The 26221-nt window shown below is 73.0% G+C and carries 25 protein-coding genes and 1 riboswitch; of the genes, 19 read left to right on the top strand and 6 right to left on the bottom strand.

Annotation, left to right across the window (positions count from 1 at the left end):
* The first annotated feature begins 86 nt into the window (after positions 1-86).
* Positions 87-2696: a SpoIIE family protein phosphatase gene (locus EES43_RS28645; protein WP_206430142.1), complete on the top strand. Its 2610-nt coding sequence runs from the start codon at positions 87-89 to the stop codon at positions 2694-2696.
* 91 nt (positions 2697-2787) lie between these two features.
* Here the strand turns inward: EES43_RS28645 and EES43_RS28650 are convergent, their stop codons facing one another.
* On the bottom strand, positions 2788-4182 hold the full coding sequence (locus EES43_RS28650) for an FAD-dependent oxidoreductase (protein ID WP_124271464.1): 1395 nt from the start codon (positions 4180-4182) through the stop codon (positions 2788-2790).
* A 461-nt stretch (positions 4183-4643) separates the two neighbouring features.
* Positions 4644-4834, top strand: a riboswitch (cyclic di-AMP (ydaO/yuaA leader).
* Between the two features lie 3 nt (positions 4835-4837).
* On the opposite strand from EES43_RS28650, the gene EES43_RS28655 reads away from it, so the two are divergent.
* Positions 4838-5683: a transglycosylase SLT domain-containing protein gene (locus EES43_RS28655; protein ID WP_124271465.1), complete on the top strand. Its 846-nt coding sequence runs from the start codon at positions 4838-4840 to the stop codon at positions 5681-5683.
* 158 nt (positions 5684-5841) lie between these two features.
* Positions 5842-7485 (top strand): GMC oxidoreductase, encoded by a 1644-nt coding sequence (locus EES43_RS28660; protein WP_206430143.1) that lies wholly within the window; start codon positions 5842-5844, stop codon positions 7483-7485.
* A gap of 63 nt (positions 7486-7548) precedes the next feature.
* Here EES43_RS28660 and EES43_RS28665 read toward each other — a convergent pair whose 3' ends face one another.
* The 3 genes from EES43_RS28665 to EES43_RS28675 all read right to left on the bottom strand — a co-directional run bounded on the left by EES43_RS28665 (position 7549) and on the right by EES43_RS28675 (position 10140).
* The gene (locus tag EES43_RS28665) at positions 7549-8028 is read right to left on the bottom strand and encodes a carboxymuconolactone decarboxylase family protein (RefSeq protein ID WP_124271466.1); all 480 of its coding nucleotides are present in this window, start codon (positions 8026-8028) and stop codon (positions 7549-7551) included.
* Positions 8025-9104, bottom strand: coding sequence for an NAD(P)H-dependent amine dehydrogenase family protein (locus EES43_RS28670; RefSeq protein ID WP_124271467.1), 1080 nt, complete (start codon positions 9102-9104; stop codon positions 8025-8027). The genes EES43_RS28665 and EES43_RS28670 overlap by 4 nt, the downstream gene beginning before the upstream one ends.
* Before the next feature lie 172 nt (positions 9105-9276).
* A complete protein-coding gene (locus tag EES43_RS28675; protein ID WP_124271468.1) occupies positions 9277-10140 on the bottom strand; it encodes a UbiA family prenyltransferase in 864 nt (287 codons plus the stop codon).
* Positions 10141-10258: 118 nt separating this feature from the next.
* Here EES43_RS28675 and EES43_RS28680 point away from each other — a divergent pair, with 118 nt between their 5' ends.
* From EES43_RS28680 to EES43_RS28710, 7 genes are all read left to right on the top strand, one after another.
* A complete protein-coding gene (locus tag EES43_RS28680) occupies positions 10259-11311 on the top strand; it encodes a type III polyketide synthase (protein ID WP_124271469.1) in 1053 nt (350 codons plus the stop codon).
* 123 nt (positions 11312-11434) lie between these two features.
* The gene (locus tag EES43_RS28685) at positions 11435-11962 is read left to right on the top strand and encodes an isoprenylcysteine carboxyl methyltransferase family protein (RefSeq protein ID WP_124271470.1); all 528 of its coding nucleotides are present in this window, start codon (positions 11435-11437) and stop codon (positions 11960-11962) included.
* Positions 11959-12972, top strand: coding sequence for an NAD(P)/FAD-dependent oxidoreductase (locus tag EES43_RS28690; protein ID WP_124271471.1), 1014 nt, complete (start codon positions 11959-11961; stop codon positions 12970-12972). The genes EES43_RS28685 and EES43_RS28690 overlap by 4 nt, the downstream gene beginning before the upstream one ends.
* 126 nt (positions 12973-13098) lie before the next feature.
* Positions 13099-14778 carry an MFS transporter gene (locus tag EES43_RS28695; RefSeq protein WP_124271472.1) on the top strand — a complete coding sequence of 560 codons (1680 nt, stop codon included), beginning with the start codon at positions 13099-13101 and terminating at the stop codon, positions 14776-14778.
* 142 nt (positions 14779-14920) lie between these two features.
* Positions 14921-15319, top strand: coding sequence for a DUF6221 family protein (locus tag EES43_RS28700; protein ID WP_124271473.1), 399 nt, complete (start codon positions 14921-14923; stop codon positions 15317-15319).
* Between the two features lie 51 nt (positions 15320-15370).
* On the top strand, positions 15371-15781 hold the full coding sequence (locus EES43_RS28705) for a DoxX family protein (protein WP_124271474.1): 411 nt from the start codon (positions 15371-15373) through the stop codon (positions 15779-15781).
* Positions 15782-15981: 200 nt separating this feature from the next.
* Positions 15982-16185 (top strand): cold-shock protein, encoded by a 204-nt coding sequence (locus EES43_RS28710; protein WP_003964323.1) that lies wholly within the window; start codon positions 15982-15984, stop codon positions 16183-16185.
* Between the two features lie 79 nt (positions 16186-16264).
* Here the strand turns inward: EES43_RS28710 and EES43_RS28715 are convergent, their stop codons facing one another.
* Positions 16265-16537 carry a hypothetical protein gene (locus EES43_RS28715; RefSeq protein ID WP_124271475.1) on the bottom strand — a complete coding sequence of 91 codons (273 nt, stop codon included), beginning with the start codon at positions 16535-16537 and terminating at the stop codon, positions 16265-16267.
* 270 nt (positions 16538-16807) lie between these two features.
* Between EES43_RS28715 and EES43_RS28720 the strand changes: the two genes are divergently transcribed.
* Together EES43_RS28720 and EES43_RS28725 are read left to right on the top strand one after the other, a co-directional pair.
* Positions 16808-17035 carry a DUF5133 domain-containing protein gene (locus tag EES43_RS28720; protein ID WP_124271476.1) on the top strand — a complete coding sequence of 76 codons (228 nt, stop codon included), beginning with the start codon at positions 16808-16810 and terminating at the stop codon, positions 17033-17035.
* Positions 17036-17133: 98 nt separating this feature from the next.
* Positions 17134-17697, top strand: coding sequence for a type 1 glutamine amidotransferase domain-containing protein (locus EES43_RS28725; protein WP_124271477.1), 564 nt, complete (start codon positions 17134-17136; stop codon positions 17695-17697).
* Between the two features lie 65 nt (positions 17698-17762).
* On the opposite strand, the gene bla is transcribed toward EES43_RS28725, so the two are convergent.
* Positions 17763-18707: a class A beta-lactamase gene (gene bla, locus EES43_RS28730; RefSeq protein WP_124271478.1), complete on the bottom strand. Its 945-nt coding sequence runs from the start codon at positions 18705-18707 to the stop codon at positions 17763-17765.
* A gap of 173 nt (positions 18708-18880) precedes the next feature.
* Between bla and EES43_RS28735 the strand changes: the two genes are divergently transcribed.
* The 7 genes from EES43_RS28735 (at position 18881) to EES43_RS28765 (ending at position 26195) form a co-directional block, all read left to right on the top strand.
* Positions 18881-19963 carry an NADH-quinone oxidoreductase subunit B family protein gene (locus EES43_RS28735; RefSeq protein WP_124271479.1) on the top strand — a complete coding sequence of 361 codons (1083 nt, stop codon included), beginning with the start codon at positions 18881-18883 and terminating at the stop codon, positions 19961-19963.
* Between the two features lie 74 nt (positions 19964-20037).
* Positions 20038-21825, top strand: coding sequence for a nickel-dependent hydrogenase large subunit (locus EES43_RS28740; RefSeq protein WP_124271480.1), 1788 nt, complete (start codon positions 20038-20040; stop codon positions 21823-21825).
* Between the two features lie 64 nt (positions 21826-21889).
* Positions 21890-22810, top strand: a complete 921-nt coding sequence (locus EES43_RS28745) for a NifU family protein (protein WP_124271481.1) — start codon at positions 21890-21892, stop codon at positions 22808-22810.
* Entirely contained in the window at positions 22807-23523 is a 717-nt protein-coding gene (locus EES43_RS28750) for a DUF5947 family protein (protein ID WP_241192564.1), read from the top strand. The genes EES43_RS28745 and EES43_RS28750 overlap by 4 nt, the downstream gene beginning before the upstream one ends.
* Entirely contained in the window at positions 23520-24179 is a 660-nt protein-coding gene (locus EES43_RS28755; RefSeq protein WP_124271482.1) for a DUF6084 family protein, read from the top strand. The genes EES43_RS28750 and EES43_RS28755 overlap by 4 nt, the downstream gene beginning before the upstream one ends.
* 1 nt (position 24180) lies before the next feature.
* A complete protein-coding gene (locus tag EES43_RS28760; RefSeq protein ID WP_124271483.1) occupies positions 24181-25668 on the top strand; it encodes a hypothetical protein in 1488 nt (495 codons plus the stop codon).
* Positions 25665-26195: a hydrogenase maturation protease gene (locus tag EES43_RS28765; protein WP_124271484.1), complete on the top strand. Its 531-nt coding sequence runs from the start codon at positions 25665-25667 to the stop codon at positions 26193-26195. Before EES43_RS28760 ends, EES43_RS28765 begins: the two co-directional genes overlap by 4 nt.
* Positions 26196-26221 lie beyond the last annotated feature (26 nt).

The raw sequence follows: 26221 nt of genomic DNA on the forward strand, positions 1-26221 counted from the left end.
GCCCGCCCCCGTCGTACCGGCGGCCGGACGGCTTCCCGCCGGCGGCCGATGTGCGGGGCCCCCGGAGCCGGGAGCATGCTGGCTGTGTGACCCGGCACGATGCGCCCCGGCAGTCCCAGCCCGTCCCCGGGAGCGGGGCCGCGGGGGACCGGGACGAGCCCGGCGGCGTACCGGACGAGCTGTCCCTCGTGCTCGCGCAGGCGGTGGTCAGCGCCGTCGAGTCCACCGGAGGCTATGCGGGCGGAGTGTTCCTCCGCTCCGGGACGCCGGGACTCCTGCGGCTCGCGGTCCTCGCCGGGCTGCCGGCCCGGTTGTTCCGGCCCTGGTGGCGCATGCACGCCAACCGCCCCTTCCCGGTGTCCGAGGCGTTCCGCTCCGGGCGACCGGTGCTGCTCGCCGACGCGGAGGAGGCCATGCGCCGATTTCCGCAGCTGATGGCGGGGCTTCCGTTCCCCTTCGGATCGCTGTACGCGCCGGTGGCCGGCGCGTACGGGAGCGTCGGGGTGCTGTTCGTCCTGCGGGAGGCCACCCCGGGGAGACCGGTGGCGCCCGAGGACGGCGATCGCCTGCACCGGCTGGGCAGCCGCCTCGGCTCGGCCCTGGACGACCTGGAGAGCCGCGGCGTGGCCTGCGCCTGGGAGGGCGAACCGGTCCCCGTCCAGCTGCCGGCCGCCACAGCGCCGCCCGTGCGGGTGGGCCGCTTCGACTGGGACCTGCACTCGGGGGCCGTCAACGCGGACGACGAACTGTGCGCGATCCTCGGGACCGAGCCGGCCGAGTTCCCCGGCACCGTCGACGCGCTCGCCGACCGGCTGGTCCCGGAGGACATGTACGGGCTGTGGGCGCTCGCCCGGCAGGCGGTGGAATCGGCCGAGCCGATCGTCCGGCGGATGCGGCTGCGCGGTCCCGACGGCCGCTCCCACCTGCTGGAGCTGTCGGGCCGCTGGACCCACCCGGACGGTGACGCGGAAGTCAGCCACCTGAAGGGCTTCCTGGTGGACCTCGGCGCGGGCCCCGTCATCCCGGAGGCGGCCGAGCGCCTGCCCCGGGGCATCGTCTCCCTGGACCGGCTCGGCCGCGTCACGTACGCCAACGGCCTGGCGGAGGAACTGCTGGGCCTCCCGCGCACCCGACTGGTGGGACAGGTCGCGCGGGAGGTGCTGCCGTGGTTCCGGGACCCGGCCTACGAGGACCACTTCCGGGCCGCGCTGATCGCCGGCGAACCCGTCCACTTCCTCGCCCGGCCCGCCCCCTCGCGCTGGCTGGCGGTGTCCCTCTACCCGGACCACGAAGGCGTCAGCGTCGTGCTGGAGGCGAGCGAAGAGCCCGCCTACGCCCCGGGATCCGTCACCGTGCCGGGCCGGGGCATCGGCTCCTCCGCCGACCGCTCCTCGGCGCTGTACCGCCCGGTGGCCCTCGCCATCGCGCTGACCGAGGCGGTCACGGCCCGCCAGGTCTCCGCCGTGGTCACCGAGGAGCTGCTGCCCGCCTTCGGCGGACGGCAGCTCGCCATCTACCTGCTGACCGACCGCCACCTCCACCTCGCGTGGGAGACCGGATTCCCCAAGGGCTTCCTCGACCGCTTCGACGGGGTCGGGCTCGACGTCCGCATCCCGGGGGTGGAGACCCTGACCACCGGCCGCCCGATCTTCTTCGAGTCGATGCAGCGGCTCGCCGAGGCGTACCCGGGCATCCCCATCGACGCGAACGTCGGGGCGCGCGCCTTCCTGCCGCTGATCGCCTCCGGACGGCCGGTGGGCTCCTGCATCCTCGGCTTCGACCGGCCCCGCGGCTTCAGCCCGGAGGAGCGCACGGTCCTGACCGCCCTGGCCGGACTCATCGCCCAGGCCCTGCAACGCGCCCAGCGCTACGACAGCGAGTCGGCGCTCGCCCGCGGCCTCCAGGACGCCCTGCTGCCGCACCGGCTGCCGGAGGTCGAGGGGGTGGACACCCTGGGGCGCTACCTCTCCGGCACGCAGGGCATGGAGGTGGGCGGCGACTGGTACGACGTGATCGAGACCGGACACGAACTCGCGCTCGTCATCGGCGACGTACAGGGCCACGGAGTCTCGGCCGCCGCGACGATGGGGCAGTTGCGCAGCGCCGTACGGGCCTTCGCGCTGAGCGACCACGATCCGCAGGAGGTGATGAGCGGTACGAACCGGCTGCTCATCGATCTCGACTCGGGCCAGTTCGCGAGCTGCTGCTACATCGCCCTCGACCCGCTCACCGGTGCGGCCCGCGCGGTACGGGCCGGACACCCGCAGCCCGTGCTGCGGCACCCCGACGGCCGGACCGAGGTGCTGGAACTGCCCGGCGGGATCGTGCTCGGCATCGACGGCCGGGCCCGCTACCCGGTCACCGCACTGCGGCTCGAACCGGGCGCGCTGCTGGCCCTGTTCACCGACGGGCTCATCGAGCGCCCCGGGACGGACATCGACGAGGGCATCGAGCGGCTGCGCGCCGCCATCGCCTCGTTCGGCTCCGTCCGGCTGGGCGAGACGGCGGACCGGGTCATCGGGCAGGCACGCCGGGCCGCCGACCGGCCCGACGACATCGCGCTGCTGCTCGCGGCCCGCCGCACCGGGGCCCGCGGCGGGCCGTCCCCGGAACCGCCGGCCGGGGCCCGGCCGGATCTGTGGCGGACCTTCCGCGGGAAGGACCCGGGGGCGGGCCGGCCGGACGACGGCCGGTGACGGCCGCGCCGGGCCGGCGGGCGTGCGCCCAGCGGTCCCACCGGGTCCGCCGCCGGGCGGGCGGCGGACTCCGGCGGGGCCGGCGCGGGCGTCAGGACCCGGCGGGCGTCCCACCGGCCGGGGCGGGAGCGCCGGAGGCGTCGAGCATGGCCTCGCGCTCCACGACCTTGATCCGCTCGCGGCCCCGCGCCGCTCCGAGGGCCTGCTCGTGGGCGTCCAGCCGGTGCCAGCCCTCGCGGGTTGTGTAGCGCACGCCGCGGCCCTCCAGGAAGGCGACGACCGCGTCGGGGGCCGGGTGCTCGGGGGCCGGGAGGCGGCCGGCGGCGCGGTCCTCCAGGAGGCAGGCCACCGTCTCGTTGGCGTCGCCCTTGGTGTGTCCGATCAGGCCGATCGGACCGCGCTTGATCCAGCCGGTGACGTAGACGGAGGCCATGTGCTCGCCGCCGCTGATGACGCGTCCCGCCTCGTGCGGCACGGTGCCGGAACCGACGTCGAAGGGCAGCTTGGACAGCTCCTCCGAGTAGTAGCCGACGGCCCGGTAGACGCTCTGGACGTCCCAGTCGGTGAACGTGCCGGTGCCGCGCACGTTGCCGGTGCCGTCCAGCTCGGTGCGCTCGGTCCGCAGGGCGACGACCTCGCCCATCTCGCCGAGGACCTCGACCGGGGACTCGAAGAAGTGCAGGAACAGCTTGTGCGGCCGGTCGCCGACGTCGCGGATCGCCCAGTTCTCCAGGGTCGAGGCGACCATGTTGGCCTGCTTGTTCGCCCGCCGGGTGTCGATGGAGCCCTGGTCGTAGTCGATGTCCTCGGGGTTGACGATGACCTCGATGTTGGGGGAGTGGTCCAGCTCCCGCAGCTCCATCGGGCTGAACTTCGCCTGGGCCGGGCCGCGCCGCCCGAAGACGTGGACCTCCAGCGCCTTGTTGGCCTTGAGCCCCTGGTACACGTTGTCCGGGATCTCCGTCGGCAGCAGCTCGTCCGCCGTCTTGGCGAGGATGCGCGCCACGTCGAGCGCCACGTTGCCGACTCCGAGCACGGCGACCTTCTCGGCGTTCAGCGGCCAGGTGCGCGGGACCTCGGGGTGCCCGTCGTACCAGGCGACGAAGTCCGCCGCGCCGTAGGAGCCCTCCAGGTCGATGCCGGGGATGTCGAGCGCCCGGTCGGCGTCCGCTCCGGTGGAGAAGATCACGGCGTCGTAGAAGGACCGCAGATCGTCCAGGCCGATGTCGTTCGGGTAGTCGACGTTGCCGAAGAGGCGGATCTGCGGCTTGTCCAGCACCTGGTGGAGCGCCTTGACGATGCCCTTGATCCGGGGGTGGTCGGGGGCCACGCCGTAGCGGATCAGGCCGAACGGCGCGGGCATCCGCTCGAACAGGTCGATCGAGACCCCCGGGTCCTGGGCGACCTCGGATTTGAGCAGCGCGTCCGCAGCGTAGATACCGGCGGGGCCGGCTCCGACAATGGCGACGCGGACGGGGCGTGTCATGGCGTGTTGTTCCTTCGGGGGACGAACGCGGGCAGGTACGGCGCAGGCGAGAAGTAAGGCTTGGCTTACTAATCTCCACCCCACACCGTACGTCCTCGGCGCGCGGCCCCCGGGGCCGGGTCCCCCCGCGACCGCCGTCGCCCCCTCCGCGTGACGCGCTATCACGGTGGCTTTATGGGCGATTTTACGCATTTAACCCCGCTTGCCCATAAAGGGTGTATGGGTTCTCCTAGGGCTTTTGGCGTTGTTCCAGGGCGGGTCCCCGCGAGGGAGTGGTGAGCGTCACTCCCGCCGGCCCGGACGGAGAAGCGGAAGCTTCGGTTCCCTTCTGTGCGAAGAAAGTTGACACCCCGCCGATGCGGAGTCGATCAGTAATTCCGTTATTCGATCTTGCGGAAATGGATGATCCATAATTCCGGGCTTGTTCCGCCCGGTGTTTCTCGCCTACGGTCACCGTCAATCCGGATGGAACGCCGAATCCTGCCGCCGTCCGGGAATCCGAAACCCACTCACGTACGGCAGGAGCGGGGGACCCAGGTAAGTCGCCGATCCGGGTATCCGGAACGGCTCGGGGTGAAGTCGCGCACCGCGCGGCCAGACATCTCCCGTCTGAACCCGACAGCTCACCTCGCAGGCGCCGGAGAGGAAATTCGTCATGCCCGCACAGGGTAAGCACCGCCGTACCCAGTCCATCGCGCTGAGCCGCCGCATCGCCGCCGTGACCACGGGCGGAGCCGTTCTGGCCCTGCCGGTGCTCGGTGCCGCGACCGCCGTCGCCGCGCCCTCCCACGGCGTCGCCGCGGAAAGGACCGTCGCGCAGGCCCCGGCTTCCGGCCAGGCGAATTCGGCGGCGAAGGCCGCCCCGTCCACGCATTCCGTCGTGGCCGGTGAATCGCTCGCCAAGATCGCTCGCGCATATTCGCTGAGCGGCGGCTGGGAGAAGCTCTACGAGGACAACCTGAAGATCGTCGGAGAGAATCCCGATCTCATTCACCCGGGTATCACGCTGGCCGTCGGCGCCAAGGCCGCGGAGAAGTCGGCAACGGAGGCGGACGACGCCTCCCGGAAGTCCGCCCCGGCTGCCGGGCGTTCCGCTGAGGTGGACCGCGCGGACCGCTCCGAGCGGGAGGCCGCCCCGGTCGCCCAGGCCGCCCCCGCGGCCGAGGAGGCCACCACCTACACGAACGACCTCGACGGCTGGATCAAGGAGGCGCTCGCCGTCATGGCCGAGCGCGGCATCCCCGGTACGTACGAGGGCATCCACCGCAACATCATGCGCGAGTCCTCCGGCGACCCCAACGTCGTCAACAACTGGGACTCCAACGCCGCCGCCGGCACGCCCTCCAAGGGTCTGCTCCAGGTGATCGACCCGACGTTCGAGGCATACCACGTGCCCGGCACGTCGACGAACAGCTTCGACCCGGTGGCCAACATCACCGCGGCCAGCAACTACGCCGCCGACCGGTACGGCTCGATCGACAACGTCAACGGCCCTTACTGATCGCCGCCGCGGACGCCCCGTCCGCCTGAAGCAGGGCCCCGGACCGCACGGTCCGGGGCCCTGCGTCGTACCGCCCAAGTTACTGCCTGGTTTCTAGTGACTTCGTCGGCGATCAACAGTAGAACCTGTTGCACTCTGTCGAGAGTGAGGGGTGTCACATGAACGACACTACCAAGCACGATGGCGCTTCCCGTGGTGTCTCCCGCCGTAGATTCATCAGTGGAACAGGTTCTCTTCTCGGTGCTGCCGCGCTCGCCGGACACGTCACGCCCGCACGGGCGGCGGCACGTGCGGGCGCCGCACCGATCGGCAACGGCGCCCATGTGCCGGTGCTGGTGGTCGGCACCGGGTACGGCGGGTCGGTCGCCGCCCTCCGGCTCGCCGAGGCCGGCGTCGACGTCCATATGATCGAGATGGGCATGGCCTGGGACACCCCGGGCGCGGACGGCAAGATCTTCGCCAACACCGCGCGGCCGGACGATCGCTCCTTCTGGCTGCGCACCCGGACCAAGCAGCCGATCAGCAACTTCCTGGGCTTCCCGATCGACAAGAACGTCAACCGCTACACCGGGATCCTCGACGCCGAGGAGTTCGCCGGCATCACCGTCTACCAGGGCCGAGGCGTCGGAGGCGGTTCCCTCGTCAACGGCGGCATGGCCGTCACGCCCCGGCGGGAGAACTTCGGCGCCATCCTTCCGTCGGTGGACGCCGACGAGATGTACCGCACGTACTACCCGCGGGCCAACGCGGGCCTCGGCGTCACCACCATCGACCCGGCCTGGTTCGACACCGCCGACTGCTACCAGTACGCCCGGGTCGGACGGAAGCACGCCCAGCGCTCAGGCTTCCCCTTCCTCTTCGTCCCCGCCGTCTACGACTGGGACTACATGAAGCAGGAGGCGGCCGGAACCGTCCCCAGGTCCGCGCTGGACGGTGAGATCCTCTACGGCAACAACCACGGCAAGAAGTCCCTCCAGAAGACCTACCTCCAGAAGATCGCCGCCACCGGCAGGGTCGCCATCACGCCCCTGCACAAGGTCACCTCCGTGTCCCCGGCACCGGGCGGCGGCTACACCGTCCTCATCGACCAGCTGGACACCTCCGGGCGGACCACGGCCACCAAGTCCGTCACGGCCGACAAGGTGTTCTTCGCCGCGGGCAGCGTCGGCACCAGCAAGCTGCTGGTCACGCTCAAGGCGACCGGCGCCCTGCCGCTGCTCGACGCCGAGGTCGGCAAGGGCTGGGGGGACAACGGCAACGTCATGTGCGGGCGGGCCAACCACCTCTGGGACGCCACCGGAAAGATCCAGTCCTCCATCCCCACCGGGGGCATCGACAACTGGGACGCGGGCGGAGCGTTCGCCGAAGTCGCTCCGCTGCCCACCGGGATCGAGACCTGGGCCTCGTTCTACCTGGCGATCACCAAGAGCCCGCACCGCGCCGAGTTCACCTGGAACGCGGCAGCGGGCAAGGCCGAACTGAACTGGCGCACGGCCTGGAAGCAGCCCTCCATCGACGCCGCCAGAACGATCTTCGACAAGATCAACAGGAAGGAGGGGACGATCTACCGCAGCGACCTCTTCGGCCTCAACAAGGTCTGGGGCGACCACCTCACGTACCACCCGCTGGGCGGTGCGGTGCTGGATCGGGCCACCGACAACTACGGCCGGCTGCACGGCTACGCGGGCCTGTACGTCATCGACGGCGCGCTCATCCCGGGCAACACCAGCGTCAACCCGTTCGTCACCATCACCGCGCTCGCCGAGCGCAACATCGAGCGGATCGTCGCCGCCGACCTGTGAGCAAGCGGGGCCGGCGGGTGCGCCCGGGGCCGGGCCGGGCGCACCGGCCGGCCCCGGGCGCCGTCAGTGTCCGGGCAGGGCGCACACCGAGTCGATCCCCAGCACGTGGTTGAGCCGCCCGAACGCCAGCCACGAGCCGATGCTCATGCTCAGCTCCACGATCTCCACCTGGCTGTAGTGCGCGGTCATCCGGGCCCAGAAGGCGTCGTCGAGGCCGTGGTGGTCCAGTGCGTACCGTTCGGCGTACTCCGCCGCCAGCCGCGTGCGATCGTCGAACGCGGCGGCCGTACGCCACCCGGCGACCGCGCCGGCGAACTCCTCCTCGACCTTCGTCCCGTCCCGCTCGGTCCGCCAGTCCAGGCAGAACAGGCACCCGTTGATCTGCGCGATCCGCAGCCGGGCCGCCTCGAACTCCCGCAGCCCGAGCGTCGTGTGCTCGTACACGGACAGCGAGAGGGCGGCGGCGGCCACGCCGATGCCGGGGACCATCCGGCCCCACACGTAGCCGATGGGCTCCTCGCCCTCCGGGATGTCGATGATCATCTCTGTCTCCTTCCCAGCCTGCCGACCGCAGGCCGCAGCGGGACGTCGAGTGCGTCGTACAGGCCCGGCTCCGCGTCCACCAGCCAGTCGATGGCGGAGACGAGCCGCCCGACCGCCGTGGCGTTGCCGCCGGCCGACCGGTTCTCGCCCTCGTCACTCGCCTCGACCGTCACCTCGATCCGGGGCCGTCCCTCGATCACCACCCGGTGCGCGCCGACGCCGTCGGGCGGAGAGGGCCAGTCGGGGGCGCACGAGGCGTGGATGCGGGTGATGTGCTCGATGACGATGCGGGGCTCCCCGCCGACGACGCCCTGCACCTCGAACCGGACGGCCCCCTGGGTGCCCGCCGCGAACTCGCCCATGGTCCGGGTGCGTACGGTCCGTTCCAGCGCGCGGCGGTCCAGCGTCTCGCGGATCTCGTCGAGCGCGACGCCGAGCGCCCGCGCCATCAGACGTATCTGGCCGCCCCACACCATCGTCGGGACCGTCTCGGCCAGCATCGGCGGCGCGTAGTCCAACGGGTGCCCCATGCCGATCAGATCGCGTACCGACTGCTCCTGCTCGTACGTGGAGTAGTCGAAGATCTCCTGGCAGCGGATCACGTCCACCTCCGTTCCCAGCCCGCTGACCAGCAGGGGCAGCACGTCGTTGCCCCAGCCGGGGTCGACGCCGGAGGCGAAGAGGGAGCCGCCGCCCTCGGCGACGGCGGCGAGGACCGCGTCGCGCAGTTCGGGCGGGGCGTTGCGCTGGTCGTAGAACGGATAGAGGGACGGGGTGACGACCACCGCTCCGGCCCGGATCGCCCGGCCGACGTCGGCGAGGGCGTCGTCGGTGCGGATGTCGCCGGACGCCGCGTAGACCACCGCCCGCGGCCGTGCGGCCAGCACGGCGGCGACGTCGTCCTCGGCCCGCACCCCGACGCTCCTCCCGAGCCCGCCGAGTTCGCCCGCGTCACGGCCTGCCTTGGCCGGGTCGTGGACGAGGACGGCGGTGAGGGACAGCGCCGGATGCGCCTCGACGGCGCGGATCGCCGCCCGGCCGACGTTGCCGGTACCCCAGACAACCGTGGGAATCATGCGCGGAGGGTAGCGGCCGGGCCCCGCGGTTCCCAGGGCCGTGACGGGACGAGAACGAACGGACGTCCCCACAGCCCCCGCCCGGGTCGACCGACGCGCCGGGACGCGCCTGAACCCGCCGAGCGAGGAACCTCGGTGACGGGCCGTCAACCGGGCTCGCGGGCAGCCTGCTTCAGATGGACACCGCACCCCGGGCCAGCAGCAGGGCCACGTCCGCCGCTGCCACGACCACCGCTCCCGCCAGCGCGCCCTTGCGCCACCACCGGCCGAGGAGCCCTCCCGCCGAAGCCGCCCCGCAGGCCAGGACGAGCGCCGCCGCGCCCCCGGCGCCCGCCGGCCCGGGGGGCCCGAGCACCAGTACGGCCGTGGCCGCCACCAGCGGCACGGGCAGCAGCAGCCGGGTCCCCGCGCTCCCCAGCCGGTGCGGCAGGCCCCGGATTCCGGCCGCCCGGTCCTGCGGGATGTCCGCCAGGGTGTCGCCCAGGTGCGCCGCCACGCCGAGCAGCGCCCCGGCGGCGAGCGCCCACCACCGGGGCCAGGCGGCGACGGGCAGAGCGAGCGTCACCACGGCGGGCAGCGCGCCGAATCCGACGGCGTACGGCAGCCAGGAGAGCACGGTCGCCTTCAGCCGGACGTTGTACAGCCAGGCGGCGCCCACGGCGGCCAGGTGCACCGCCCCCGCCCGCCCGCCGCAGGCCAGCGAGAGCACCGCGCACAGGGCGAGCGCGACCGCCGCCGCCGTCCACACCGCGGAGACCGCCACCGTGCCGTCGGCCGCCGGTTTGCCCCGCCGGCCCGCCCGGGCGTCGCGCCCGGCGTCGAAGGCGTCGTTGCACCAGCCCACCGACAGCTGCCCCGCCAGCACCGCCGCGCCGACCAGGGCCAGTCGGCCCGGACCGTGACCGGCTCCGAGGGCCAGCGCGCAGGCGAGCGCCGTCACCGCCGCCACCGGCCCCGGATGGCAGGCGAGGGCCAGCCCCAGCCCCGTCCTGCCCGGCCGCACGGCAGCCGGTTCGGCCCATCTCGCCGCGTCCATCGGCCGATCGTAGGGACCCGCGGCCCCGTCAACACGACCGCCGCACGGGTCTTTTGCGCCGATTCATTCCTCTTTGTGGGCAGGATGGGCCCATGACGCCTCCGGAGCAGGAGCCAGGATGACTCGAATCGCCGCCGTCCACGGGGTCCTGCCGCCCCACCGCCACAGCCAGCGCGAGGTCACCGACATGGTGGCCCGCACCTGTCTGCCGCCCGGGGCCGACCGCCGCGTCCTGGACCGGCTCCACGAGAACGCCCGCGTCCGCACCCGGCACACCGTGCTGCCGCTGGACGGCTACCGCGAGCTGGACGGCTTCGGCGCCTCCAACGACGTGTTCATCCGCTCGGCGCTCGACCTCGGGGCCCATGCCGTACGCGGCGCGCTGCGCGCCGCCGGACTGCGCCCCACCGACGTGGACCTGCTGATGTTCACCTCCGTCACGGGCATCGCCGCGCCCTCCGTCGACGCCCGGCTGGTGGCCCGCCTCGGGCTGCGCTCCGACGTGAAGCGGCTGCCGGTCTTCGGGCTCGGCTGCGTCGCCGGAGCCGCCGGGGTGGCCCGGCTCCACGACTACCTGCTGGGACGGCCCGACGACGTGGCGGTCCTGCTCTCGGTGGAGACCTGCTCCCTCACCTTCCAGCGCCACGACACGACGCCGGCCAACCTGGTGGCGACGGCGCTCTTCGGCGACGGAGCCGCCGCCGTGGTCGCCCTCGGCGCGCGCCGGTCCGTCGCCGGCCCCGAGATCGTCGACACCCGCAGCCGGATGTACCCGGAGACCGAGCACGTCATGGGGTGGGACATCGGCAGCACCGGATTCACCGTCGTCCTCGATCCGGCCGTGCCCGACGTCGTACGCCGCCACCTCGCCGACGACGTCACCGACTTCCTCGCCGAACACGGCCTCAAACCGAAGGACGTGGCCCACTGGGTCTGCCACCCCGGCGGCCCCAAGGTGCTGGAAGCGGTCGCGGAGGTCCTGGACCTGCCCGAGGGGGCGCTCGACGTCACCTGGCGCTCGCTGGCCGAGGTCGGCAACCTCTCCTCGTCCTCGGTCCTGCACGTCCTGCGGGACACGATCGAACAGCGCCGCCCGGAGCCGGGCACCCCCGGGCTGCTGCTGGCGATGGGCCCCGGGTTCTGCTGCGAACTGGTGCTGCTGCGCTGGTAGGCGCGGGAACCGGCGCACCCACGACCCGGAGCCACGGCCCGGAGCCCACGGCCGGCCCACGGCCCGGAGCCCCACGGCCCGGAGCACCCATGACCTGGAGTACCGCATGATCCGGAGCACCGCATGACCTGGTACACCGCGCTGGTCCTCGCCGTCGCGGCCGAGCGACTCGCCGAACTCGCCGTCGCCCGGCGCAACACCCGCTGGAGCCTCGCCCGCGGCGGCGTCGAGGCGGGCCGCGGGCACTACCCGGCGATGGTCGCCCTGCACACCGCCCTGCTGGCCGCCTGCCCGCTGGAGGTCCACCTCGCCGGGCGGCCCTTCGCACCCCTCCCCGGCTGGAGCATGGTGGCCGTCGTCGTCGCCGCGCAACTGCTGCGCTGGTGGTGCGTCAGCACGCTCGGGCCCCGGTGGAACACCCGCGTCATCGTGGTGCCCGGCCTGCCGCTGGTGACCGGCGGCCCCTACCGCCTGCTGCGCCACCCCAACTACGTCGCCGTCGCCGCCGAAGGGCTGGCGCTGCCGCTCGTGCACGGCGCCTGGGTGAGCGCCCTCGCCTTCACCGCGCTGAACGGCGTGCTCATGGCCGTACGCGTGCGGTGCGAGGACGGGGCCCTGGCCCGCCCGGCGGCGGCGGAACTGCGGGCGTGATCGACATCCTGGTGGCGGGCGGCGGTCCGGCCGGCCTGGCCGCCGCCATCCGGGCCGCCCTGGCGGGCCTGGAGGCCGTCGTCGTCGAACCGCGCGCCGCCCCCGTCGACAAGGCGTGCGGCGAGGGCATCATGCCCGGCGGCGTCACGGCCCTGCGCGAACTCGGGGTCCACCCGCGCGGACACGCCCTGCGCGGCATCCGCTACACCGACGGCCGCCGCAGCGCGCAGGCGGACTTCCGCGGCGGCCCGGGCATCGGGGTGCGCCGCACCGAACTGCACGCCGCCCTGCACGCCCGAGCCGCCGCCCTGGGCGTCCGGTTCGTCACGGGCAGGGTCCGGGAGATCCGCCAGGACGAGCACACCGTCACCGCCGCCGGGCTCACAGCACGCTGGCTCGTCGCCGCCGACGGACTCCACTCGCCCGTGCGCCGCGCCCTGGACCTGGACCGCCCGGTCCCGGGGCCGGGCCGCTACGGCCTGCGCCGCCACTACCGGCTCGCCCCCTGGACGGACCTGGTCGAAGTGCACTGGTCGCGGCACGGCGAGGCGTACGTGACGCCCGTCGGCGAGAACCTGGTGGGCGTGGCCGTCCTGAGCCGCCACCGGCGCGGCTACGACGAGCACCTGGCGGACTTCCCGGCCCTCGCCGCCCGGCTCACCGGCCCCGCGGCCACCCCCGTACGCGGCGCGGGCCCGCTCCGGCAGCGGGCGCTGGGCCGCCGGGCCGGGCGAGTCCTGCTGGTCGGCGACGCGGCGGGCTACATCGACGCGCTGACCGGGGAGGGCGTCGCCCTCGCCGTGGCGACCGCCACGGCCGCGGTCGACTGCCTGGCCGCCGGACGGCCGGAGGACTACCCGCGCCGCTGGGCCGGCCGGACCCGGCGCTACCGGCTGCTCACGGCGGCGCTGCTGGCGGCGGCCCGTCCGCCCCGCGCGGGCCGGCTGATCGTCGCCGCCGCCCACCACGCGCCCGCCGCCTTCCGCACGGTGGTCCGCGCCCTCCAGTGAGGCCGAATGGCGAGGCCCTCCGTTCCGGCATAACGTCGGTCGCGTGAGCGCCCGCGTTCACCCGACCGACGGTGAGAACGACCGCCCTCCGCGGGGCGCACTGCCCCTCGGCACGAGAGACGAACCATGACGGGCTCCCCAGCGACACCCTCCCGACCGGCCAGGACGTCAGAGCCGGGCCGCCGCCGCGGCAGCGGCATGGCTCTGATGGTCATCGCTTCGTGTCAGCTCATGGTGGTCCTCGACATCACCATCGTGAACATCGCGCTGCCCAACATCCAGGACGCCCTGGGCTTCTCCACCGAGAACCTGTCCTGGGTGGTCAACGCCTACACGTTGACCTTCGGCGGCCTGCTCCTGCTCGGCGGACGCCTCGGCGACATCCTCGGCCGCCGCCGGGTCTTCATCTTCGGCATCCTGCTCTTCGTCTTCGCCTCGCTGCTCGGCGGGTTGTCCCAGGAGTCGTGGCAGCTGCTCGCGGCACGTTCGCTCCAGGGCGTCGGCGGCGCGATCGCCTCGCCGACCGCGCTGTCGCTCATCACCACCACCTTCCGCGAAGGGCCCGAACGCAACCGGGCCTTCGGCGTCTTCGCCGCCGTGTCGGCGGGCGGCAGCGCGATCGGACTGCTGGCCGGCGGGGTGCTCGTCGAGTGGCTCGACTGGCGCTGGGTCCTGTTCGTCAACGTCCCCATCGGCCTGCTCATCGCGCTCGCCACACCCCGCTACATCCCCGAGTCCGAACGCCGTCCCGGCCATTTCGACCTCCTCGGCGCGCTCACCTCCACGCTGGGCATGGCGCTGCTCGTCTACGGCTTCATCCGCGCCTCCGAGGACGGCTGGAGCGACACCGTCACCCTCGGGTCCTTCGCCGCTGCCGTGGTCCTCCTCGGCCTGTTCGTCACGACGGAGAGCCGGTCCAGACAGCCCATCACACCGCTGTGGATGTTCCGCGACCGCAACCGCTCCGGGGTCTACGGCATGATGCTCACCCTCTCCGCGGCGCTGTTCGGGATGTTCTTCTTCCTCACCCTGTTCGTCCAGGACGTGCTCGACTTCAGCCCGCTGCGCGCCGGCCTCGCCTTCCTGCCGGTGAGCGTCGTCATCGCCGTCGGCGCGGGCCTGGCCTCGCAACTGCTGCCCCGATGGGGACCGAAGCCCTTCATGGTGACCGGCGCGATCCTCGCGGCCCTCGGACTCGGCTGGCTCACGCAGACCGACGTCCACAGCACGTACCTCGGCAGCATCCTGGGGCCGATGATCGTCTTCGGCCTCGGCATGGGTCTCCAGTTCGTCTCGCTGACCCTGATGGCGGTCTCGGGCGTCGCCTCGAAGGACGCGGGCGCCGCCTCCGGCATCCTCAACGCCACCCAGCAGGTCGGCGGGTCCCTCGGGCTGTCGATCCTGGTGACGATGTTCGGCTCGGCCAGCCGCGACGAAGCCGCCGACCAGGTGCCGAAGTTCCTCAAGGAGGCCACCCCCGCCCAGGTGCTGGAGTTCCGCAGGACCGGCCAGCTGCCACCGCCCTGGGGCGACCAGGTGCTCACCTCGGGCGTCTCGGGCGCCTTCGTCATCGCCGCCGTCTTCGCGGTGGTGGCCGCGGTGATCGCCGTGTTCGTCATCCAGGTCAGAGCCGACGACCTGGCCCGCCTCCAGGGCGGCGTGTCGCCGGTCCCCGGGGCCGGGAGCGGGGATCCCGACGGGCAGGAAGGGTCCGAGACCGGCCCGCCCGGCCCGCTGCCGGCGCAACCGGAACCCGGACCGCTGCCGGGACCCGGCCCCCGGCCGGGGCCGGACGACCGCGACTGACCGCCCGGCGGGGGCGACCCTCCCGCGCGTGTCCCGGCCCGCGCGGAACGCGCCGCCCCGCCCGGGTGGATCGCGCCGCTCGCGTTCCATCAGAATGCTCCCCGTGGCGCAGAGATCCAACAGCACGAGGGAGCAGCATCCAATGGCCGGCAACGCAGACATGGTGGCCTTCGTCCGGGCGCGGCTCGCCGAGGAGGAGCAGACCGCGCAGGACGCCGGCGGAGACCGGTGGCGCTGTCCCGCCGACATCCCCGGCGAGATCCACGACCGCACCGGCGGCGTCGCGTTCACCCTGCGCGGGCGCGGTTTCGACCACCACATCGCGCTCCACGACCCCGCCCGCACCCTGGAACGCATCGAGACGCACCGCGTACTGCTCGGCGAGTACGTCGAGGTCGCCGACCTGGACACGGACCGCCCGGCGCAGGACTTCCCCTCCGGCCGCGCGGTGGGGCTGGGTTTCGCGGTACGGCAGCTCGCCGCCGAGTACGCGGGGCACCCCGACTACCAGGCGCGCTGGCTGCCCCGGTTCATCCAGTAGCGTCGTCGCACGCCCGGTTCCCGCCGTTCCCCGTTCCGCCCAAGGAGAAGCATGTCCTCGACGACGCGTTCGTCCCGTCTGCTCGCCGGACTCATGGCCGGGTCGGGGGTGCTGCACTTCGCCGTGCCGGCGGCCTTCGACAGCACCGTGCCCCGGATCCTGCCCGGCCGGGCCCGCACCTGGACGTACGCCAGTGGAGCGGTCGAGCTCGCGCTGGCCGCCGGGCTCGTCCATCCTCGGACCCGGCGCGCCGCCGCCCGCGCCACGGCGGCGTTCTTCGTGGGTGTGTTTCCGGCCAATGTGCAGATGGCCGTGGACTGGCGAGACCGGCCGCGCCCGCAGCGGGCCGCCGCCCTCGCCCGGCTCCCCGTCCAGTTGCCGCTGGTCCTGTGGGCGCGTGGCGTCGCGCGGGACGCCCGGCCCTCCCGGACGGAGGGCCGCCGATGTGGTGCGAGCCGGTGACCGCGAAACCGATCCGCAGCTAAATGGCGTTGCTCTCTGGTGAGGAGTGATCCCGCCGTGTAGCGTCGCCGGAAGATGTCGTGGTTCGCAGTACCTGCCCGCGCCTGGCGCGGGCGTTTTGCTGTGCAGTGCCTGAGAACCAGGGCGATCACCTCCGGGTCCGCGCGGTGCGGATCCGTTTACTGCTGAGAGGTACGGGCATGGCCAGCGGAACCGTCAAGTGGTTCAACTCGGAAAAGGGCTTCGGCTTCATCGCGCAGGACGGCGGCGGCCCCGACGTCTTCGCGCACTACTCCAACATCAACTCCACCGGCTTCCGTGAGCTCCAGGAAGGCCAGGCGGTGACCTTCGACATCACCCAGGGTCAGAAGGGCCCGCAGGCGGAGAACATCACCACCGCCTGATCCGGCTGACACCACCGGGCCCCGGAGCGCATCGCGCTCCGGGGCCCGCGGCTGTGCCACGCCGGGCGCGGCTCCGCGGTCAGCCCGGGGCCTCGTCCGGTGTCGGGTGCTCCGGGAACGTTCCGGCGTTGCGCGCCTCGTACCGGCCCGCACCCGCCTCGTCCGGATCGGGCTCCGAATCCCGCGATCCGCCGTTCCGCTCGTCGAGAGAGCGCTCCACCCGCTTGGGCAGCGGTATGTCGAGGGGATCCTCGCCCTCCTGGGTCTGCTGGTCCGGCATGTCGGCCGGTACGGGCGGCGGACTGCCGGACTCCCCGGTGTACGCCGTGCCCTCGGGCCTGCGGTCGGTCATGGTCGCTCCTTCCGTTGGCGTCCCCGAACGGCCGGAAGGCCGCTTCGCCCTGTGCGTACCCCCATCAGGCCGAACGATGTCCAGAAACGTCCGCCCGCTCCGGCTGGAGATGCGGGGCGGCAGCGGTGGGGCGAGCATCTAGAGGACACCACACCCGGGCCGGACGCGCGCCCTGGTACGGCCTGCCACGTATGCCCGCGCGACGCCGGGGTACGGGGCGGAACGTCCAGCTCCTCGGCGTACGGCGAACCAGGCGGAAGGAATCCCTCCATGCTCATGGCCCACCCCACCGTGCTGCGCAACCTCCTCGAACAGTACGCGGCCCTCCAGGCCCTCGACGCGGAGAACGGCAGTGAGGAAGCGCGCCGCCGCATGGAGGACATCGCCTACACCCTCTGCGTCTCGACCGGCACCGCGGACATCGACAGCGCCCTCGTCGCCGCCCGCCACCGGCTGCCGGGCGCACGTCCCGAGGACGACTCGGTCCTCTCGGTCTGAATTCCGACGGTACACCGGCGGGCGGCGCCGCGGACGATCGTGAGCGGCGCCCGCAGCACCCCCGGTCCGGCCGCACAGCTCGTGAAAGGAAGTACCCCATGCCGCACACCGATCCCGACGCCCGCCGCGTCCTCGCGATCGTGACCAACTACGGGGTCGAACAGGACGAACTCGTCGTCCCCGTGAAGCACCTGCGCGAGCAGGGCGCACAGGTGAGCGTGGCGGCGGTCTCGGACGACGGGATCCGCACGCTCGTCGGCGACCGCGATCCCGGCACGACGGTACGACCCGACCTGACGCTCGCCGACGTCGACCCGGCCGCGTACGACCTCCTGCTGATCCCGGGCGGCACCCTGAACGCCGACGCGCTGCGCCTGGAGGAGGCCACCATCAGGATCGTCTCGTCGTTCGCCGCCTCCGGCCGGCCCGTCGCGGCGATCTGCCACGGGCCCTGGGCGCTGGTGGAGGGCGGTTACGTCCGGGGCAAGACGCTGACCTCGTACGCCTCGCTGCGGACCGACATCCTGAACGCCGGCGGCACCTGGGTCGACCAGGCCGTGGTCCGGGACGACTCCACCGGCTGGCCGCTGATCACCTCACGCACGCCCGACGACCTCAAGGACTTCCTCCGCGAGATCGACACCGTGCTCACGAAGGGCTGAGCGGGTCCCGAGGGCCGGGCGGGACCCGTGTCCCGCCCGGCCCTCGCCCGGTCATGACACGCCGGTCATGACACGCCCGTCAGGCCGCGTACGGCGACGGCCGCCGCGTCCGCGATCAACGCGTTGTCGTACGCCGCGTCCGCCGTCCCGCGGTTCGACAGGACGGCCACCACCAGCGGGGCCGCGCCGGGCGGCCAGACGACGGCGATGTCGTTGCGCGTCCCGTACGTGCTGCCGGCTCCGGTCTTGTCGCCCACGACCCAGTCCTTCGGGACCCCGGCCCTGATCAGCTCCCCGCCGGTCGTGTTGGTCCGCAGCCACGTCGTGAGCCGGGCCCGCTCGGGGCCCTCAAGAGCGTCGCCCAGCACGAAGGCGCGCAGGCTCCCGGCCAGCGCGCCGGGGGTGCTGGTGTCCCGGATGGCGCCCGGCGCCCACTCGTTCAACTCCGTCTCGCGGCGCTCCATCCGGGTCACGTCGTCCCCCAGCTCCGCGAGCATCGCCTGGAGCCCGCGCGGCCCGCCGAGCGCGTCGAACATCAGGTTCCCCGCGGTGTTGTCGCTGTAGCGCACGGCCGCGTCGCACACGTCGCCCAGGCTCATCCCGGTGTCCACGTGCTTCTCGGTGACCGGCGAGTAGTCCACCAGATCCTCCCGGCCGTACCGCACCGTCCGCTCCAGCCCCTCCAGCCCGTGCTTCCGCAGGACCGCGCCCGCGGCCAGCGCCTTGAACGTCGAGGCGTACGCGAAGCGTTCGCGGTCCCGGTGGGCGACGACACGCCCGCTCCCGGTGTCGACGGCATGGACCCCGAGACGCGCGCCGTACTTCGCCTCCAGGGCACGGAACGCCCGGCCGGACGCCTGCGCCGGGTGTGATCCGGCGGCGCCCGAAGCCCCGGAGGCGGGCGGCGGAGACGCCACCGCGCTGCTTCTGCCGCAGCCGGCGAGGGGGGCGAGGGCGATCACGCCGCCGAGCATGCCGAGCACGGAGCGCCGCCCGCGGGGGTTCTGCATGGTCCGTTCCTCCTGGTCGTCGCGGTAGTCGAAAACGTACCCGACGGCCGACGGGTACGGAGCGGCGATAGGGCCGGAGCGCACTTACCGGCCGGCCCGTCCCCGGGTTACCAAGGAGAGAGGCTGCAGGCCAGTCGACCTCAAGCTCAAACGGGCCGATCCGAGGAGGGCTCATGGACGCCCCGACCGCCACCACGGCCGACACGGACACGGTGGACACCCCCCAGGAGGACCCCACGGTCCACATTCTGTGGATCAACGCGGGACTCAGCTGCGACGGGGACTCGGTGTCCCTCACCGCAGCCACCCAGCCGAGCATCGAAGAACTCGCCCTCGGCGCCCTGCCCGGCCTGCCCAAGGTCGCGGTCCACTGGCCGCTCATCGACTACGAGTGCGGGCCCGTCCAGGGCGCCGACAACTTCGTCGACTGGTTCTTCAAGGCGGACCGGGGCGAGCTCGACCCCTTCGTCCTGGTCGTCGAGGGATCGATCCCGAACGAGCGCATCAAGCCCGAGGGCTACTGGTGCGGATTCGGCGACGACCCGGAGACCGGGCAGCCGATCACCACCAGCGAATGGCTGGACCGGCTGACCCCCAAGGCGCTGGCCGTCGTCGCGATCGGCACCTGCGCCACGTACGGCGGCATCCACGCCATGGCGGGCAACCCGACCGGCGCCATGGGCGTGCCCGACTACCTGGGCTGGGAGTGGAAGTCGAAGGCGGGCATCCCGATCGTCTGCATCCCCGGCTGCCCCGTCCACCCGGACAACGCCTCCGAGACCCTGCTGTACCTGCTCTACCAGGCGGCCGGGGCCGCGCCCATGATTCCGCTGGACGAGGAGCTGCGCCCCACCTGGCTGTTCGGCGCGACCGTCCACGAGGGCTGCGACCGGGCCGGGTACTACGAACAGGGCCAGTTCGCCGAGGAGTACGGCTCCCCGCAGTGCCTGGTCAAGCTCGGCTGCTGGGGCCCGGTCGTCAAGTGCAACGTTCCCAAGCGGGGCTGGATCAACGGCGTCGGAGGCTGCCCCAACGTCGGCGGCATCTGCATCGCCTGCACCATGCCCGGCTTCCCCGACAAGTTCATGCCGTTCATGGACGAGCCACCGGGCGGCCACGTGTCGGCGGCGGCGAGCGGAGTGTACGGCTCCGTCATCCGGCGGCTGCGGCACTTCACCGGGAAGACGGCCGACAAGGAACCGAAGTGGCGCACCCCGACCGACACCATCAAGACCGGCTACCGGCCGCCCTGGTGACCGCGAGCCGGGCAACCCGGTGAGCGCGACGGCCAGGAACAGCGGCACGACCAACAGGAAGGCGGCGCGGCACCATGGCGACTGCGAGCGGCAAACCCGCCGTCGACGCTGACGGCCTCATGGAGATGTCGTGGGACCCGATCACACGCATCGTCGGCAGCCTCGGCATTCACACCAAGATCGACTTCGCCGCGAAGCGGGTCGCGGAGTGCTACAGCACCTCGTCCATCTTCCGCGGCTACAGCGTCTTCATGAAGGGCAAGGACCCCCGCGACGCCCACTTCATCACCAGCCGCATCTGCGGCATCTGCGGTGACAACCACGCCACCTGCTCCGTCTACGCCCAGAACATGGCCTACGGCGTCAAGCCCCCGCACCTCGGCGAGTGGATCATCAACCTCGGCGAAGCGGCGGAGTACATGTTCGACCACAACATCTTCCAGGAGAACCTGGTCGGTGTGGACTACTGCGAGCGCATGGTCCGCGAGACCAACCCGGGCGTCCTGGAACTCGCCGAACGCACCGAGGCCCCGCACGCGGGCGACCACGGCTACCGCACCATCGCCGACATCATGCGGTCGCTGAACCCGCTGGAGGGCGAGTTCTACCGCGAAGCCCTCCAGGTCAGCCGCTACACCCGCGAGATGTTCTGCCTGATGGAGGGCCGCCACGTGCACCCCTCCACGCTCTACCCCGGCGGCGTCGGAACGGTGGCGACCATCCAGCTCTTCACCGACTACCTCACCCGCCTCACCCGGTACGTCGAGTTCATGAAGCGGGTCGTCCCGCTCCACGACGACCTCTTCGACTTCTTCTACGAGGCGCTGCCCGGCTACGAGGAGGTCGGCCGCCGCCGCATCCTGCTCGGCTGCTGGGGCGCGCTCAACGACCCCGCGCACTGCGACTTCACCTACGCCAACATGGAGGACTGGGGGCGGCGCATGTTCGTCACCCCCGGCATCATCGTGGACGGCAAGCTCGTCACCAACAGCCTGGTCGACATCAACCTCGGCATCCGCATCCTGCTCGGCAGCTCGTACTACGAGGACTGGGCGGGCATGGGCAAGTTCGTCGAGCGCGACCCGCTGGGCAACGAGCTGGACGAGCGCCACCCGTGGAACCAGCACACCGTGCCGGCCCCGCAGAAGCGCGACTTCGACGACAAGTACAGCTGGGTGATGTCGCCGCGCTGGTTCGACGGCACCGACCACCTCGCCCTGGACACCGGCGGCGGTCCGATCGCCCGCCTGTGGTCCACGGCCCTGTCGGGACTGGTGGACATCGGCTACGTCAAGGCCACCGGCCACAGCGTGCAGATCAACCTGCCCCGCACCATGACCAAGCCCGAGATGGCGCTGGAGTGGACGATCCCCCGGTGGAGCAACGCCCTCGAACGCAACCGGGCCCGCACCTACTTCCAGGCGTACGCCGCCGCGGCAGCCCTGTACTTCGCCGAGCGGGCGATGGAGGAGGTGCGCGCCGGACGCACCCAGACCTGGGAGCAGTTCGACGTCCCGGACGAGTCCATCGGCGTCGGGTTCACCGAGGCGGTACGCGGAGTCCTGTCCCACCACATGGTGATCCGGGACGGCAAGATCGCCAACTACCACCCCTACCCGCCGACCCCCTGGAACGGCAGCGTACGCGACAGCTACGGCACACCCGGCCCGTACGAGGACGCCGTCCAGAACACGCCCATCTTCGAGGAGAACCCGCCCGAGAACTTCAAGGGCATCGACATCATGCGCGCCGTGCGCAGCTTCGACCCGTGCCTGCCGTGCGGCGTGCACATGTACGTCGGCGGCGGCCGGACGGTCGAACAGACCCACATGCCCACCGGACTGAGCGGACTGGGCGGCTGACCCGCGGCGCGCCGCACACCCGCGCCACGCCGAGCCGTCCGATTCCCGACGAGAGGGGCCCACGATGGCGGGAGCCGACCCGGGCGCACGCATCACCACCCTGCTCGACCGACTGGGCCGCGAGGCCGGAGAGCAGGCGCGCGAAACCGCCGACGAACTCGTGCGCACCGTCGTGGAGTTCTACGGCGAGGGCCTGGCCCGCACCGTACGCCTGCTCCGCGCCGCACCGGCCGGAGCCGATCCGCTGGCCGTGCTGACCGCCGACGAACTCGTCGGGGACCTGCTGATCCTGCACGACCTCCACCCGGAGGACACCATGACCCGGGTCGGCCGCGCGCTGGACAAGGTCCGCCCCTACCTCGGCTCGCACGCCGGCGACGTGGACGTCGTCGGGCTCGACGCCGAAGCCGCCGAAGGGCCCACCCTGCGCCTGCGGCTGCGCGGCAGCTGCGACGGCTGCCCCTCCTCCACCCAGACCGTGCGCTGGACCATCGAGGAGGCCGTCGCCCGGCTCGCCCCCGAGATCGCCGGCATCGAGGTCGAGGGCGTCGCCGAGGACGGCCCCGAGCCGCAGCCCCTCCTCCAGATCCTGCCCCACCCGCCCGACGACGCCCCGGGCGCACCGCCCCCCGCCGACCGGGAGCGCGGCCCGGACGAACCGCCCCACTGGCACACCCTCCCCGCACCCGCCCTGCCCGCCCGCGACAACGCCACCCGGGTCGCCGACGTCGAGGGCAACGCCCTGCTGCTCGTCCGGCTCCCCGGCAACCTGTACGCCTACCGCGACCGCTGCCCCGCCTGCGGGGCCGGCCTGCGCACCGCCGCGCTCGACGGCGAGTTCCTGAGCTGCGCCGCCTGCGCCGCCCGGTTCGACGTACGGCACGCGGGGCGCGGCGAGCACGCGCACCTGGAGCCCTTGCCGCTCCTGGAGGAGGACGGGGCCGTCCGGGTCGCGCTGCCCGAGCTGCTGGGGGCCCGGCCGTGAGCGCCGGGATCCTGGCCCAGTTCACCCGCAGGCCCCCGCCGCCGGGGGAGCGGTGCGAGCTGTGCGGTGAGCCGCTGCCCGAGGAGCACCGGCATCTGGTCGACACCTCCCGGCGCTCCCTCAAGTGCTCCTGCCCGCCCTGCCATCTGCTCTTCACCCGGCCCGGCGCGGGACAGGGCCGCTTCCGCGGCGTCCCCGACCGCTACCTCGGCGACCCCGGCTTCACGCTCGACGACGCCGGATGGAACCGGCTCCAGATCCCCGTCGGGCTCGCCTTCTTCTTCCGCAACTCCGCACTCGACCGGTTCGCCGCCTTCTACCCGAGCCCGGCCGGAGCCACCGAGAGCGAACTCGACCCGGCCACCTGGGACGCGGTTCTCGGCCGCACCCGCCTCGCCGCGCTGCTCCAGGACGACGTGGAGGCGCTGCTGCTGCACGCGGAACGCGGCGAAAGGTCCACCTGCACGCTCGTCCCCATCGACGTCTGCTACGAACTCGTCGGGCGGATGCGGCTGCACTGGAAGGGCTTCGACGGCGGAGCCGAGGTCCGCACCGCCCTCGCGGAGTTCTTCGAACGCGTCGCCGACCGGACGCGTCCCCTGCCCGCCGAGACCGACGCCGATGCTGACGCCGCTGACGCCGCTGACGCCGCTGACGGCGGTGACTCCCGGAGCGCCGGGCCCGCCGCACCGGAGACGGGAGGCGCACCGTGACCGATCTCGACTTCCGCTGCACGGGCGCGCGGCCCGAACCCTACGGCGCGAGCCCGACCCTCCTGTTCGGGCTGCGCATCGAGGAACGGGACCACCAGCCCGTGCACGCCGTCGCCCTGCGCTGCCAGATCCGCATCGAGCCCGCCCGGCGCACCTACGACCCGGACGAAACCGGCCCGCTGGGCGACCTGTTCGGCGAGCCGAGCCGGTGGAGCAACACCCTCAAACCCCTCCAGTTCGCGCACGCCTCCATCACCGTCCCCGCCTTCACCGGCACCACCCACGTCGACCTCCCGGTGCCCTGCACCTACGACACCGAGGTCGCCTCCGCCTCGTACTTCCGGGCCCTGGCGCGCGGCGGGATACCGCTCGTGATGCTCTTCTCCGGCACGGTCTTCACCGGCCGCAACGGCTTTCGCGCCGAACCGATCCCCTGGCACAAGGAAGCCTCCTGCCTGATGCCCGTGGAGGTGTGGCGCGATCTGATCGAGGCGTACTTCCCCAACACCGGCTGGCTGCGGCTGCGCGGGGACTGCCTGGAATCCCTGCGCCGCTACCGCTCCGCCCGCGCCCTCGCCTCCTGGGAGCAGGTCGTCGAGGAACTGCTCGCCACCGCGCGGGCCGACGGCTCCGCCGGAGCGAAGGAGGCCGAGTGAGATGAGCACCCCGCACGAGACCCCGGACCTCACCCCGCCCCCGCCCGACGCGCTCGACCGGGCCCGCGCGGTCGCGGACGCCGTCCTGTTCGAGGGATACGTCCTCTACCCGTACCGCGCCTCGTCCGCGAAGAACCGGATGCGCTGGCAGTTCGGCGTCCTGGTGCCGCCCGCCGCCACGGCCGCCGGCGGCGAACACGCCGAACAGCGCACGGACGTCCTGCTGGAACCCCGCACCGCCCACCGGATCGACGCCGAACTGCGGTTCCTGCACGTACGCAGGCGGACCGTCGAACGCCTGGAAGCCGACGGCTCCTACACCGAGGTCCCCGAACTCGAACTGGCCGACCGCGTCCTCGTCCCCTGGGACGAGGGGCACGAGGAACGCGTCCGGCTCCACGCCCCGCTCGGCGAACCGACCGCGGAAGCGGCCCACGCCCGGACCGTCACCTTCGACCTGCCTCCCGCCGTCGAGCACGAACCGGTGCTCGACGGCGACGGCCGCACCCTGGGCCGGCTGGTACGGCGGCGGGGGCGGCTGTCCGGCGAGATCCGCCCCCGGATCGACCGACTCCCGGGCCCCTACCGCGTGTCGCGCCTCACCGTGACCGTGCACAACACCACCGAGGCGCCGCCCGCAGCCGACGGCGACCGTCAGGGAACCCTCCCGCACAGCATGATCGGCGCCCACCTGCTGCTCGCCCTGGACGGCGGCCGGTTCCTCTCGATGACCGACCCGCCCGAGTGGGCCCGCCCCGCCGTCGCGGAGCTGCGCAACGAACACACCTGGCCGGTGCTCGCCGGGGCGGACGGCCGGGACGATCTCGTGCTCTCCTCGCCGATCATCCTGGAGGACCACCCGGTCCTCGCCGACGAGAGCCCCGGACCGCTCTACGACGCCACCGAGATCGACGAGATCCTGTCCCTGCGCACCGCCGCCCTGACCGAGCGGGAGAAGCGCGAGGCGCGCGGCACCGACGACCGGGCCGCCGACGTCATCGACCTGGTCGACACCATGCCCGAGGCCGTCCGGGAGCGGCTGCACGGAGCGATCCGGGGGCTGCGCGAGGTCACCGGAGAGGAACCGGCCCCACCCGCCCCGCCACCCGCCGGACCGGACCGGGGCCTCGGGCTGCCCGACGGCGCAGGACACCCCTGGTGGGACCCGGAACAGGACCCGGAGGCCGCCGACGCCCCCGCCACCGTCTGCATCGACGGCCGGACGGTCGGCGCGGGCAGCCGCGTCGTCCTCACCCTCGGCGCGCGCCGCTCGGACGCCCAGGACGCCTTCCTGCGGGGCCGCCGCGCCACGGTGGAGGCGGTGGTCGGCGACCTCGACGGCGAGACGCACCTCGCGGTCGTCGTGGACGACGACCCCGGCACCGACATCCGCCGCCAGCAGGGCCGCTTCCTCTACTTCCGGCCCGACGAAGTGGCTCCCGACGAAGTGGCTCCCGACGAAGTGGCCGCCGACCTGGAGGCGCCATGACGACGGCGGGGGAGCCGCGCCGCACGCTCGTCGCCGGGGTCGGCAACATCTTCCTGGGGGACGACGGATTCGGCGTGGAGACCGTCCGCAGCCTCGGCCGCCTCGACCCGGCCGCGCTGCCTCCCGGCACCGAGCTGATGGACGCCGGCATCCGCGGAGTCCACCTCGCCTACCGGCTGCTGGAGGGCTACCGCACCCTCGTCCTGGTGGACCTGGTGAGCCGGGGCGGCCCGCCCGGCACGCTCCGCACCATCGACGTCGGCCCCGAGCCGCCGGAGGTCCGCCGCGCGCCCGGCCCGCTGGACACCCACGCCATGGACCCCGCCACCGTCCTCGGCCTGCTGCACGACCTGCACGCCGGGGCCGGCGGCACCCTGCCCGAGGCCGTGTACGTCGTGGGCTGCGAACCCGGCGACACGAGCGAGGGCATCGGGCTCACCGAACCCGTCGCCCGGGCCGTCGAGACCGCCGCCGGCCTCGTCCTCGACCTGCTCCGCCGCCCCGCCGCCGTGACCCGGCGGCACTGAGACAACCTGGAGGCCAGGATGACGTA

Origin of the sequence: Streptomyces sp. ADI96-02 (genome assembly GCF_003846185.1) — a bacterium.
Classification (GTDB): Bacteria; Actinomycetota; Actinomycetes; order Streptomycetales; family Streptomycetaceae; genus Streptomyces.